15 protein-coding genes and 1 pseudogene are annotated in these 12,208 nt (G+C 66.3%); 6 read left to right on the top strand and 10 right to left on the bottom strand.

The features are described 5' to 3' along the window. Window positions 1–585, top strand: a pseudogene (locus tag ACFVWD_RS55545) (fibronectin type III domain-containing protein); the annotation flags it as partial. Between the two features lie 437 nt (window positions 586–1,022). Here the strand turns inward: ACFVWD_RS55545 and ACFVWD_RS55540 are convergent. The 5 genes from ACFVWD_RS55540 to ACFVWD_RS55520 all read right to left on the bottom strand — a co-directional run bounded on the left by ACFVWD_RS55540 (window position 1,023) and on the right by ACFVWD_RS55520 (window position 4,081). Continuing rightward, window positions 1,023–1,235: an HAD family hydrolase gene (locus ACFVWD_RS55540; RefSeq protein ID WP_389606588.1), complete on the bottom strand. Its 213-nt coding sequence runs from the start codon at window positions 1,233–1,235 to the stop codon at window positions 1,023–1,025. Between the two features lie 99 nt (window positions 1,236–1,334). Then, entirely contained in the window at window positions 1,335–2,306 is a 972-nt protein-coding gene (locus ACFVWD_RS55535) for a hypothetical protein (RefSeq protein WP_389606586.1), read from the bottom strand. 29 nt (window positions 2,307–2,335) lie between these two features. Next, window positions 2,336–2,797: a hypothetical protein gene (locus ACFVWD_RS55530; RefSeq protein WP_389606585.1), complete on the bottom strand. Its 462-nt coding sequence runs from the start codon at window positions 2,795–2,797 to the stop codon at window positions 2,336–2,338. Between the two features lie 496 nt (window positions 2,798–3,293). Then, window positions 3,294–3,809, bottom strand: a complete 516-nt coding sequence (locus ACFVWD_RS55525; RefSeq protein WP_389606583.1) for an ISAs1 family transposase — start codon at window positions 3,807–3,809, stop codon at window positions 3,294–3,296. After that, on the bottom strand, window positions 3,809–4,081 hold the full coding sequence (locus tag ACFVWD_RS55520) for a transposase family protein (protein WP_389606582.1): 273 nt from the start codon (window positions 4,079–4,081) through the stop codon (window positions 3,809–3,811). Before ACFVWD_RS55520 ends, ACFVWD_RS55525 begins: the two co-directional genes overlap by 1 nt. 259 nt (window positions 4,082–4,340) lie before the next feature. Between ACFVWD_RS55520 and ACFVWD_RS55515 the strand changes: the two genes are divergently transcribed. The 3 genes from ACFVWD_RS55515 (at window position 4,341) to ACFVWD_RS55505 (ending at window position 6,971) form a co-directional block, all read left to right on the top strand. Then, a complete protein-coding gene (locus ACFVWD_RS55515) occupies window positions 4,341–4,865 on the top strand; it encodes a C39 family peptidase (RefSeq protein WP_389606581.1) in 525 nt (174 codons plus the stop codon). Beyond that, window positions 4,862–5,227 carry a glutamate ligase domain-containing protein gene (locus ACFVWD_RS55510; RefSeq protein ID WP_389606580.1) on the top strand — a complete coding sequence of 122 codons (366 nt, stop codon included), beginning with the start codon at window positions 4,862–4,864 and terminating at the stop codon, window positions 5,225–5,227. Before ACFVWD_RS55515 ends, ACFVWD_RS55510 begins: the two co-directional genes overlap by 4 nt. A gap of 169 nt (window positions 5,228–5,396) precedes the next feature. Continuing rightward, a complete protein-coding gene (locus tag ACFVWD_RS55505; RefSeq protein ID WP_389606578.1) occupies window positions 5,397–6,971 on the top strand; it encodes an ATP-binding cassette domain-containing protein in 1,575 nt (524 codons plus the stop codon). A 40-nt stretch (window positions 6,972–7,011) separates the two neighbouring features. On the opposite strand, the gene ACFVWD_RS55500 is transcribed toward ACFVWD_RS55505, so the two are convergent. Both ACFVWD_RS55500 and ACFVWD_RS55495 read right to left on the bottom strand, forming a co-directional pair. After that, window positions 7,012–7,566, bottom strand: coding sequence for a transposase (locus ACFVWD_RS55500; protein WP_389606576.1), 555 nt, complete (start codon window positions 7,564–7,566; stop codon window positions 7,012–7,014). Further along, complete coding sequence (locus tag ACFVWD_RS55495) at window positions 7,536–8,093, bottom strand: helix-turn-helix domain-containing protein (RefSeq protein ID WP_389606575.1); 558 nt, start codon at window positions 8,091–8,093, stop codon at window positions 7,536–7,538. Before ACFVWD_RS55495 ends, ACFVWD_RS55500 begins: the two co-directional genes overlap by 31 nt. A 166-nt stretch (window positions 8,094–8,259) precedes the next feature. Here ACFVWD_RS55495 and ACFVWD_RS55490 point away from each other — a divergent pair, with 166 nt between their 5' ends. After that, on the top strand, window positions 8,260–8,838 hold the full coding sequence (locus ACFVWD_RS55490) for a hypothetical protein (RefSeq protein ID WP_389606574.1): 579 nt from the start codon (window positions 8,260–8,262) through the stop codon (window positions 8,836–8,838). Window positions 8,839–9,062: 224 nt separating this feature from the next. Here the strand turns inward: ACFVWD_RS55490 and ACFVWD_RS55485 are convergent, their stop codons facing one another. Beyond that, window positions 9,063–9,233 carry a hypothetical protein gene (locus tag ACFVWD_RS55485; RefSeq protein WP_389606572.1) on the bottom strand — a complete coding sequence of 57 codons (171 nt, stop codon included), beginning with the start codon at window positions 9,231–9,233 and terminating at the stop codon, window positions 9,063–9,065. A gap of 152 nt (window positions 9,234–9,385) precedes the next feature. After that, entirely contained in the window at window positions 9,386–9,862 is a 477-nt protein-coding gene (locus tag ACFVWD_RS55480) for a hypothetical protein (protein WP_389606571.1), read from the bottom strand. Between the two features lie 724 nt (window positions 9,863–10,586). Here ACFVWD_RS55480 and ACFVWD_RS55475 point away from each other — a divergent pair. Beyond that, window positions 10,587–11,537, top strand: coding sequence for a PIN domain-containing protein (locus ACFVWD_RS55475; RefSeq protein WP_389606570.1), 951 nt, complete (start codon window positions 10,587–10,589; stop codon window positions 11,535–11,537). Between the two features lie 355 nt (window positions 11,538–11,892). On the opposite strand, the gene ACFVWD_RS55470 is transcribed toward ACFVWD_RS55475, so the two are convergent. Beyond that, window positions 11,893–12,208 (bottom strand): tetratricopeptide repeat protein (locus tag ACFVWD_RS55470; RefSeq protein ID WP_389606568.1); only part of this gene is annotated, 316 nt, incomplete at its 5' end.

Raw genomic sequence — 12,208 nt, 5'->3', positions numbered from 1 at the left:
GGATACATCGAGACATCGACCATCACCCACAACCAGATCGACCACGTGCCCTACACGGCGATCTCCATCGGCTGGGGCGGCTGGCCCGACAAGGTGAGCCTGCCCGCACAGCCCAACTACTCGAACAACAACACGATCTCGTACAACCTGATCTACGACCACATGTCGCTGCTCGGGGACGGCGGTGCCGTCTATACGAACGGGATCACCGGCACCTCGATGGCGAGCGGCGAGCATGTCACCGGCAACGTGGTCCACGACCAGCTCAACAACTCCGGCGGCCACGTCTTGTACACCGACAACGGCGCCACCTACGTGTCGATCCTCGGCAACGCAGTATGGAACATCAACGTCTCACCGTGGGGCAGCAAACACGTGAACTACACCTTGGGCGACGGGACATACGACCCGACGGACATCGAAGGCAACTACTGGCCCAACGGTCCCTCCGACTACGACAACAAGAGCGTCCTGATCCAGAAGAACCACAACATCACCGGGGCGGACCAGGTCCCATCGAGTATCACCGCAGCCGGCGGCATCGAGGCGCAGTACCAGTCAATCCTTTCCTGGCAGCCGGCCTGACACGAAAGCGCCCGGGCGCGCGGCGCTCACCGCAGGTGCGGTGCGGCGGCGCCGCCCGGCACCAGGCGCCGTTCCCGCAGCTGCGTCCACGACATCGATGCCGTGTCGACCCTTGATACAGCTACGTATCGGCGTGCCGCCGACCTGCGGTGCGAGGCGGGCGCGCAGCGGCGGGGGGACGGCGGTCCATTGCAGACGGCCGCTGGTGGGCGGTACAGGCATCAGGGCAACTCTCAGAGGTTCAGGAAACGGGTGGCGGAGTGATGAGTGCGCGCCGAGCCGGACCGCGAGTCGGGCTGAGGAACGGGTTCCTCAGTGCTCCAGCTCGACGCCGGGTGCTCGTCGCCGCATCACGCGCATGTGCCTGTGTCCTCTGGGTGCAGAAGTGCAAAGGGGCGCCCGAAGGGGCGCCCCTCCACTGTAGTGGGCCGGTTGGGTCACGCGCTGTCGATTAGGGGCAGGTGGCGCAGGAGGGACGGTCCGATGCTGGTGGGCTCGGGCAGGAGGTGATCGGCTCCGGCCGCGCGGAGAGCGGCGGGAGGGTGCCAGCCCCAGACTGCTCCGAGGGCGAGGACTCCCGCGCTGCGGGCCGCGGTCATGTCGGTGGGACTGTCCCCGACGAACACCGCGCGCTCGGGCTCGATGTTCAACCGGTGCAGGGCGAGGTCCAGCCGTCGGGAGCCGGTTTGGGCGGCGCGTCCTGGTCTCCGGAAACTTCTGGAGCGGGAACTGGCGGCGCTTTTCGGCACCTACAGTTCATCCTCTGGCGTGGCACCACAGCCCTCACCGTCCTTTGCTACGGATTCGTCCCGACGTTGCAACGTGTATCGGGAGAACCCGAAACGCCACAGGAGGAACAGGCTAATGATGGCCATGACGATCCAGCCGACGAGCCGGAGGGGAAGACGGACGACAGTGGCTTCAACTACCTCGGGGCGACCACCTTTCTGGGGGATCGCCACCTTGATGTGACAGACACACGCCAGCGGCGGGTCGGTCCACTGCGTTTTCACAGTGCGGGAGGACCCACGGAGAACGGTGAAATCAGAGAAGGCGAGTTTCGTCCCGTCCGCCTCGGCGACAAGGTTGTGATGTGGTCCGTAAAAGTCGTGGTGGACGGTGCCGGTCTCTTTGACGGTCGCGGTGAGACTGATGGGGCCGCCGACGGAGAGTCCGGACGTCTCCAGATTTGTTGCCTTCACGGCGTCGATCGTCGATCCGCGCACCGTAACGAGCAGAGGAACAGCCACGCCCCGGTTGATCCGCATGCGGTTCTGCGCCTGGGAAGGAACGAGGGATAGTAGTGCGACGTAGTGCTCCCCAGGTTCCGGGGCAGCAGGCACCGTGAGGTGTACGGTCACCTTCTGAGTGGCGCCCGGGTCGAGTTGGAAGTGCTGCGGAGTCATGGCCACCCAGTTTGCAGCCGAGTACGGCGCGGTGGGCGGGTAGGTCAATGATCCGTCGGCGTGCTGTTCCATGGATGTCGCGGACACGTTGACGTCCCCCTTGACCTTTCCGGTATTGGAGACCTGGAAATGCTGCACGGTCGCAGCCTGGTCAGGTGACATGACGAGCCGGGTGGGGCTGACCTTGAGCGCGAATGCCGGCGCAGCGGGCGAGGGTGGGGATTCAGGCAGCGAGAATGCACTGGAGCGTGACGCGATGATCAACGAGGTGGCGCTCAGCAGGATTCCTGCTGAGCGGAGGAAATACCTGTTCACGGCCTTCTTCTGGCGCAGGATTCAGTCGGCTACAAGGTCGCAGCGATGTAGTTGAGGGTGGTGCGGTAGGTGTCTGGCTGTACGGCCGGGATGTTGATCGAGTAGTCGTTGCTGAGGTTGTCTCCGGCGGGTGCCGACGGCGTGTGCTGGATGTGAACGGTCACCGGGCTCGTGTCTGAGAGTGGGTACAACAGTGGACCGCTGCCGGTCTCGCGCACATAGAGATTGCCGATGGGAATCGAGTCGGTATTTCCGGCAGAGCCGGTCAACGTGGGTGTGGTCGACTGCACGGTGACTTGGTAGCCAGCGGGGTTGTTGGTGGTCACTGTCATATTGACCGCGCCAGCGGACGACACGGTTGTGCTCGGGTCGCCAGTCAAGGTAAATGATCCTGTCAGGTTTGACAGTGTGATCGAGCCGAGCACCGATACGTTCGCGGTGGTCGTATCACTGGACGTGTCCGCATAGGCAGGAGCAGCAGGGCTGAACATAGAAGCCCCAAGACTGAGGACTGCCAGCAGAGATCTCGTCAGAGGGCTCCGCAGAGATGGGGAGACAAGCCTGCCTGGGCCTTCGTTCACGTTTGCCTCCGAACATAGATGATCTTGACGTCCCGCTACTGTCTCAAGGTGATCTCAGGTTTGTGGTGATGTGGCGTGGTCACCGACTGCTGCCATCACCCGTTCAGCTCCGAGACTTCACCGCAATGGATCAGCGTCCAACAAGCCGATATGCCGTTGTGGAACCTGTTCGACAGGCATGCGAAAGACCCCGGAGCAATAGTCAAGACCTGTGGATGGGTGAGGTTCCCCCGAGGTGCGGGGAATGGTGACTGCAGGTCAGATGGGTTTCATGAAAGGAGCACAGAGGATGCCTGCCCCGAGAAAGTACCCGCTGGAGTTGCGTGAGCGTCCGGCGATCAGTGCCCGATACCCGGATTCGGGCGTCTTCAAAGTTGAGCGGTGTGGAGGCAGGGGCGATGCGTTCTCAGGCTGTGAGTCGGAGCATGGCTGTCGCGTGCTGGGGTCGTGACCTGTAGTGATCGGCCGCGGCGGCGATGTTGGTCCAGCCTGCTTGGCGCATGAGCCCGATGGCGAGGTTTCGCAGGGTGGCCATGGCGCGGGGTGCGGTGCCGGTGCGTACTCGCGAGGCGTCCTCGCCGTAGGTGACGTCTCGGATGTGGTGCAGGGCCTCAACTGACCAGTGATTCTGCGCGAGTTCGGCGAGTTGTGGCGGGCTGGCCTGTTCGGGCGGGAGGCTGGTGATCGCGTAGACGGTCTTCGTCTCGACCTTGCCGGTCTTGCGGTGAGTGCGGCGGCGCTTGATTTCCATGGCCTGGACAGCGTGCGGGAAGAGCAGACCTGGCCGGACGGTGCAGACCTTCAGACGTCGGATCTCGCGGCGGCCGTGTCCTGTCCCGGTGGTGCGGGCCTGCAGCGGGATCTGTGTCCAGGGCAGGCGCCGAAGCTGCTTGCGCAGCTTCTTCTGGTTCCCCTTGACCATCAGGTCAGCCCGAGTTGTTCGCGCAGGCCATAGTCAGTGTCGGCGGCGAAGCGGGCGATGGCGGCCAGGGACGTGGCTCCGCCGAGGACGGCGACCAGGCACAGCCCCATCAGGGAGCCCAGGCGGTAGCGGCGGCCGCGGACCCGGCGGGGATCGGGCATCCGGCCCAAGGCCTCGGCCAGGGAAGTGAGTTGCGATGGTTCCGGATCCGGGGAGGCGGAGTCGATGTCCTCGCAGTGGCGCTGCAGGACATCGACCAGGGAGGATGGCACGCGAACGCGACCCCTGTTCGTGATCAAAGGCTTCGACAACCTTGATCATCAGGGGGCGCGTCTCTCGTTGCCGAACCGGGCGGACCGACCACGGCGGCGCGTACGCAGGCGATCAGCTCATCTCGCCGACTGAGAACGCATCAGCCCTGGCCCTCAACACCCCATCCATACAAGGGAAATGCCCTGATCACGGCCTTCTGCAACACGCTTTAGTCCCCAGGGGAGAGCACCGCCTGTGTCCGTGATCCACCAGGTTCCCATGTGCCGACAACTCGTTCCGGCGGAGGAATGGGAACAGCACGGCGGCTGGGCACTCGGCGACCGCCTTGAATGGTCCAACCGCGCATGCGGCATGGCGGCGCTCCGCATGATCCTGCTCGCCTACACGGGCACCTCGCCCAGCGTGACCGAGCTGCTCAAGCTCGGCGAGAAGCGCGGCGCCCGTGTAGAACGCGGTTGGGTCCATGCAGCACTCGCTAACCTCGCAGGAGAGTTCGGTGTCGTCGGCGAGGCACAGCCCATTCCGGTGGAAGAGCTGGTGCAGCGTCTCGCCGACGCTCCGATGATCATCTCGGTGAGCGAGCAGTTCCCCGAGGACGGCCACCGCGGCGGGCACCTGGTCGTCGCTCGCGGCTACGAGACCAGCCCCGTGTCGACGGTGCACTTCCGAGATCCGTCGCTCTGGGGGCAAACCCACGACCGGCTGCCACTCAGCCGCGTAGCCGCTTCCTACTCCGGCCGTGCGATCACCTTCGAACCCCTGACAAGGTGGGGGCAGACATGAGCGACCAGGTCGGCACAGAGGCGCTGCCCGTAGACGGCCGCAGGATCGCGGTCCTCGGCGAGATGCTGGAACTGGGCGACGAAGCAGCGAAAGCCCACTGGGACGTCGGCCAGATGGCCGGCCAGTACGGCGCCGACGTCGTGGTCGCGGTGGGCGGAGAGATGGCCAAACAACTCGCCCTCGGTGCTGCGGACGCTGGCGTGGACGTCGCCATCGTCAGAGACAACGAGACCGCGACCGACCTCCTGAAGAAGCTGCTGCAGCCCGGCGACGTGGTCATCATCAAGGGCTCCCGGGGCGGCATGCGCTGGCAGATTGCCCAGGCCCTCACCAACCAGGAGATCACTGGCATTCTGAGCTGAGGCAGAAGTACGGCCACAGCCTCGCCGAGATCGGACGGATTCCTGAGGACCTGCGTCTCGTCCGTCGTCAAGATCGCTGAGGTAACTGCCGAGGACATCGACGAGAGCGTATCCGGCGCCGCGCACTTGTCCCAGAAACGCGTCGCCAAGACTGCCGACGTGCGCGCGGGTGGTCTCCGCGCGGTACTACGCGGCCGTCACCCGGGTCGAGGTGGAGGCAACCGAGCGGCCGGATATCCAACGTGTGCTGGAGGCAGGCAAGTTCGGCACCGACTCCGCCCGCAGCATGCTGCGGCTGTCGGTCGGCGTGGGCAACGTGCTCATTGGGATGGTGGCGGCCGCCGTCGTCCTGGCGTCGCTGCACTGGATGCTGCTGCCGATGCTGCTGGCGATCGCGTTGCCCAAGGGGTGGGGCGCAGTCCGTTCTGCGCGCCGCGACTACGTGTCGCGGCTCAACTGGGTCGATCACCGGCGGGCCATCGCGTCACTGCTGGCCTACCTGACCCGCCCGCACGCGGCGGGTGAGATCCGCGTGCACGCGGCGGGGACCAAGCTGCTGGACAGCTACGCGGAGATGTCGCGGCAGACCGAGGCCGAGCAGCGCAGACTGGCTCGCGCGCAGGCATCCACGGACCTGGTCGCCGGGACTTTCGCCGGTCCGGCGTCGCTCGCCTGCTACGGGGTGCTGTGGTGGCTGCTGGCGAGCGGCGGTCTGCCGCTGGCCGTCGGCGGGACCGCCGTCATCGCCATCCGCACCTCAACCGCACGCCTGACTTCTCTCGTCCAGCAGGTCAACCGCCTCTACGAGGAACTGCTGTTCCTCACCGACACCGAGACCGCCATCGAACTGGCCACCGAGCACGCCATCCCATCCGCCGGCACCCCACTGCCCTCCCATGTGGACCAAGTGGACGTGGAGGACGTGTCGTTCACCTACCCCGGAGCCGACTCCCCAGCGCTGAAGGGAGTGAGCCTGTCGGTTCGCCGGGGCGAGGTGACGGCGCTGGTGGGCGCGAACGGTTCCGGCAAGACGACCCTGCCCAAGCTGCTCGCCGGGCTGCTGCTACCCACCGAGGGAAACGTGTGGTGGAAGGACGACAAGGGCGGACAGGTCGAACTCCGAGAGGCCGACCGGGCCCAGGTCTTCGCCGTGGTGGGGCTGCTCGCCCAGGACTTCCCGCGCTGGGAGATGACCGCCGCCGCGAACGTGGCCATCGGCGCCGGCAACCGTCTCCGGGACATGGACCGCGTCAAAGACGCCGCCCGGGCCACGAACGTGCTCACGCTCATCGAAGGGCTACCGCACGGCTGGGACTCGATCGTGTTCAAGGGCTACGAGCGCGGCGTCCAGCTCTCGGGCGGGCAGTGGCAAAAGCTCGGCACCGCCCGCAGCCTGTACCGGGGCGCACCGTTCCTCCTCGTCGACGAGCCGACCTCCGCGCTCGACCCGCACGCGGAGATCGCCGCGTTCGCAGGGCTGTGGGCCCTCGCCGAAGAAGGGGACGCGGTCGTGCTCGTCACCCACCGGCTCGCCGCGACCGCAAACGCGGACCGTATCTACGTCCTTGATCAAGGGCGTGTGGCCGAAGAAGGCACACACGATGAGCTGATGGCTCTCCAGGACGGGCTCTATCAAGGCATGTTCACCGCCCAGGCCGCCCAATTCGGGCTCACCGTTCCCCCGGAATCACCGGTGCCCGCACCCCGGCGCGCGTCTCAGCCCGTCCAGGAGGACGCCTCGTGACACGACGACCGTGCCTGGCGCCCGCCTACTGCTGGATTCCTCAAAGGAAGTACACATAGCGGCGGCGTAAACGCCTGGTGGGCGGTGCGGGTCTGCCCCAGATCCAGGGTCGGGCGCGGGTGTTGAGCTGGGCTGTGGCCACTTCGGTGGCGTGGGTGATGTGGTCGCGGTCGCCGAAGGAGCGTCCGGCCAGGGCGGTCTTGCGGAAGATGCGCCACCAGCCCTCTTGGAGGTTGAGCCAGCAGGCGCCGACCGGTATGAACACATGCTGGATGCGGGGATGTTCCTCGAGCCAGGTCCGGGTGGACATGCTGTTGTGGGAGGACAGATTGTCGGTGATCACGTAGATGTCCCCGACGGGGTTGGCGTCCTCGACCAGCTGGAGGAACTGCTGGTAGAAGGCACTGTTACGGGAGGTGGCCGTCATCGTGACCTCGTGGCCGTCCCGGATGCGTAAGGCGCCGTAGACCCAGGTTTTCTCCGGTCCGCGGGAGTAGTCGAGCTCGTTTTTGATGCGGTGTCCGTCCGGCGACCAGCCCGGTGCCGGCGGGAAGGTGCGTGGGATCACCGGGCCGAGTTCGTCGGCGCAGACCACCGTCGCGCCGTCGGGCGGGCTGGTGTAGAGCTCGACGATCCGCGTCCTTTTCCCTCGAAGTCCACATCTCTCGAGCGGGTCCACGAGCGCGTGCGCCGCCAGCGCACCCCCTCGGCCAGCAGGATCCGACGTACCTGGGAGCGGCTGACCTCGATGCCCAGGTCCCGGGCCGCGGCGGCCAGTGTGTCCAAAGTCCACTCCGAGGGCCCCAACTCGTCCGCGGCCCACATCTCGTTCGACGGCTGCACCTCCAGCCGGCCCGGCGGCGTCAGCCTGACCAGGCCGATGATCCTCGAGCGCTCGGCCTCGGTGATCCTTCGCTTGCGTCCCTGCCCGCCCAGATCCTCCAGTCCCTCCAGCCCACAGCGGTTGAAGCGGTGCAGCCAGCGGCGCACCGTCTTCTGACTGCACCGCAGCTCGTCGGCTATCTGCGGGACCAGCCAGCCGCCCCAGCTCAGCTCCACCATCCGGCAGCGCTCCACCACAACCTTCGGCGCCTTTCTGGCCGACGCCAGGCGGTGGACCACCGCTTGCTCACCCTCGTCACGGCCCGGCCGTGCCCTCAGCACCACTACCCAGCACCCGCCCCCGAGCACCCGCAACTGCCCCGCTACCAGCAGCTATACCCACCGAAAGAGGAATCCAGCAGTAGTGGGGAGCTATCTGGCCGTCACAGGTTACGTTCAGTGATCGATGCGCGGGCTGTCTAAACGGCACTCCTCGCTGGCAGACTCCTCGATTATGGCGAATAGCGGACTGTGGGTTGGCATCCTCACTGCGCTGACCGCGCTCGGAGCCAGCTACATCACCGCGCGGGCGACCTCACGCGCGGTGCTGGCCCAAGCGCGAACAACCACGACGGCAGAGACCCTTCGTGAGCAGCGCAACCGGCGTCGATCCACCTATCGGGAAATGATGAGCTGCGCGCACGCCTTCTCAGAGGTCACATGGCAGATTGACGACGTCGACGCGACGCCTGACCGTGAGAGCAAGGACCGACTCCTGACGCAGATGGATGAGCGCATCGGACCAACCATCGGGAACATGAACAGGGCAACCCATGAGGTCCGGCTCGATGGTCCTGCCGAGGTTTCCGCCGCAGCGGAGCACGTGCGGCAGATGGCGCGACGCGTGCAGCCGCTGCTCAAGGCGCTCATCGGTGACGACAGTCCCGATCGGAGGCACGAATACGACGCGGCGTACCTGGATTTCCGGGAAGCCTTCGTCGCGTTCATAGGCCTGGCGAGACAAGCGTTGGAGGTTAAGGAATAAGAAAGGCAACTCTCAAGGCGGAGCCTTCGACACCTACGCAGAGTGACCTCGTAACTGGCCGTACCTGGGGAATCCGAAGTGGCCGCTGTCACTCACCCCCGCCTGCGCGGGGAGGACAGGGCCTCGGTGTAGGAGGGCTCTTCGTAGGACGGCTCACCCCAGCTTGCGCGGGGAGGACCTGCTCGCGTTGGCCGAGTTTCTGGCGCGTGCCGGCTCACCCCCGCCTAGGCGGGGGTGAGCCGCAGCAGCCCCAGACCACCATCGAGCCTGCGGGGTCCTCCCCGCGCGAGCGGGGGTAAGCCGGACATCCGCACGGCGTTCAGCGGCCGGAAGGAGTCCTCCCCGCGCAGGCGGGGTGAGCCGGTCCAGGACGGCGGCCGTCCGCGGCTGTTCATGTCCTCCCCGCGCAAGCGGGGGTGAGCCGAACTGGGTCGTGACGACGCGACTCGTAGGACACCGGACGGCCGCGGTCGAGCGTGGCCCGAAGCTCGGGCCCCTGCAGCAGGGGCCATCTGGTCGGGCCAACGTCGGCAAGCTCAGGGCGCCATCAGCACGGCGGCACGATGTGGTTGTGGAAGTGCCATGCGCCGTTGACATACGGAGCGAAGGTCCACCACGGTTGGGTGTCAGTGTTGGTGACAGTGGAACCCCCCGGGGGTGGGTAATTGACCTTCCAGGTGCGGTACCACACGTCCCCGGCAGTGCCGACCTGGCCGGCGGAGACCCAGCAATCGATCAACACCGAGCCTCCGTTGCTGTCGTCGGTAAGGCCCACCTTATTGGCGGGCGTGTCGTAGGGCTGCCAGTAGACACCGACGTGATCGGCGGTAGTAATCACCGCCCAGTAGGCCGGGAGCCCGTCGGCGTGGGCGCTCGTGGCGCTGCCGGCGAATCCGAGGACGGCAACGGCAGCCGCGACGGAGGTGGTGAGTAATCGGCGCAGTTTCATGATCGAATACCTTCTTTGCCGAGAGGATGGATGGGTCCCGAAGGGGGTCACGAGCAGCCGGTTCTGGTCGGCCACGCGCGAAACTGCAAGATCATCGCGACGAGCGCGCCAGGGAGCCCGTTTTCGGCCTCGATTGCGCTGCCCTGATGACGACAGTTTCAGGACATCGCTTTCGTGGCTGCGAGAGAGCCGATCTCTTGTTTCATAGTGATTCCTCTCCACCGAGTCGTCCGAAGGCGTCGGCGGCGTTGACAAACCCTGCGACGCACACGAGACCCCCGCTCGTGCCCCGACGCCGATACGCACGCATCGCCCACCCCCTAGCCTTCGGTGAGTCCGGCCGTGGTGACGTTATGGACACGGGTCCTTCGTCCGTCCTAGATTCGTCCTAGTGCCAGGTCGGCAAGGGGGATCGGCGCGGACCGTGAAGTGCCGGGGGCAGAAGACCCGCGCACACATCTTCAAAGCCGACAACGATGACCAGACAAGCTGGCCTTCCTGACGACCTACTGGCGCATCAGTTGCTTGCTGGTGTCCAAGCCCTAACCCATGATCGTCCAGCGGGTTTGCCACGAACCCACGGGTTCATCCCAAAAATGGCAGTCCCAGACCCTCGGGTTCCCACTAAAGAACCTTCAGTTTCCGCGAACTCACGGGGATCCCGGCCCTGTTCTCGTATAGCTACCGCCAGGTGGCGTGTAGCGCTGAGTAGCTACTTGGGGCTGCGGTCGTGCTGCTGGAGGGCGGCGACGTCGGAAACCCGAGGCGCACCTGGGGGCCGCGCTGACATGATCGGCGCATGCTCATCACACCCCGCCGGGGCGCCGACCGAAGGAACATTCGCCAGGTCCTCAGCGGCGTCCACACCACGGCGATGAACCTGCAACGGCCGTACGACAGCGCCTTCGAGGGGCTGCTGACGTATCTGGAATGGGCCACGGAGTCCGCGCGGATGCTGCGCTCCCAGATCAGCGACCGGGACCTCGCCCAGCTCGTTTTCACCGACCGCTACCGCGCCCTGCTGGGCAGCTGCGGCACGCTCGCCAGCACCGCCCAGCAGCGCCTCGTGAATGGTCTGGTGCAACTGGAGGTGGCCGAACGCGTCGAAGCCTTCGAGGCGGCTGTAGCTGCGCTGGACGCGCAGATCGGCCAGTGGCGCCAGCGGGAGGTTTTCGTCGTCGCCGACTCCAGCTTCTACATCCAGAACGCCGTGAAGCTGGCCGACGTCGACCTGCACGAGATTCTCGACGTCCCGCGCTGGCAGTTCGTGCGCCTGCTGTTCCCGATCGTGGTGGTCGACGAGCTGGACGACCTCAAGGACGCCAGTAAGCAGCGGGCCCGCTGGCGCGCCGCCCACACGCTCGGCCTCCTCGACGGCGTCCTCGACGGCTACACCCACGGGATCCTGCATGAGGGAGAGCACACGGTCCATGACGGCGAGACCCGCGGCAGGGTCAACGTGGAGATCGTCCTCGATCCCCCCGGCCACGTGCGCCTGGACCGCCCCGACGTAGAAATCATCGACCGGACGGTGGCCATCCAGAGCCTGGCAGGCCGCGACGTTCGGTTGCTGACGTGCGACACGAGTCAGCACACCCGGGGCCGGGCCGCCGGGCTGCAGGTGACCAAGGTGGCGACGAAGGACCCCGGGGACGAGCCAGACTGGTCGGCCCCGGACAGGTCTGGCACTGGCGTACGCGCGCAGCGACGCGCCCGACAGGCCGAAGCCGAGGCTCCGACGGCCAGTTGAGAAACGAGGACGACGGCAGTAACACTGCGCTAGACGCCGCCTGGCGGTAGCTATACGAGAACAAGGCCTTGAACCCCGTGGGTTCGCGGAAACCGGAGGCTCTTCAGTATGAACCCGAGGGCGTACCCCCTTGATTCCGGGGGATGAACCTGCGGGTTCGTACTCAACTCGTTGGCTCGGCCTCGGCGGCCATGCGCTTGCATGACGGCGTGGAGGGTGATGAAGCGGGCATGATCGCCTGCCTCATACGACGACGCGATCGCCTCGCTGACGTGACTTCGCGATTGCCCGAATACGGCTTGACCTGCGCGGACGAGAATTCCGGCAAGGGCAACGTCAGCGGAGCGAAGGTCGCTCAGCTCCGCCTCAGCCAGCGTTCGTTGTGCGCAACTGCCCAGGCCGTCCACGCCGTGCCTTCGCCGTGGCGGTCGCCGAGCTCACGGGCGATGTCGGCGGCCCGGGTGTGGGCGTCGATGGCCTCCTCGAACCGCCGCACCTGCCGCAGGGCGCCGCCGAGGTTGTTCAGCGCCGTGCCCTCGCGGTGGCGGTCGCCGAGCTCACGGGCGATGTCGGCGGCCCGGGTGTGGGCGTCGATGGCCTCCTCGAACCGCCGCACCCCCTGCAGGGCGCCGCCGAGGTTGTTCAGCGCCTGGCCTTCGCCGTGGCGGTCG

The sequence above is a fragment of the Streptomyces sp. NPDC058086 genome, assembly GCF_042885015.1.
Lineage (GTDB): Bacteria > Actinomycetota > Actinomycetes > Streptomycetales > Streptomycetaceae > Streptomyces.
This window is presented reverse-complemented; position numbering and strand designations above follow the sequence as displayed.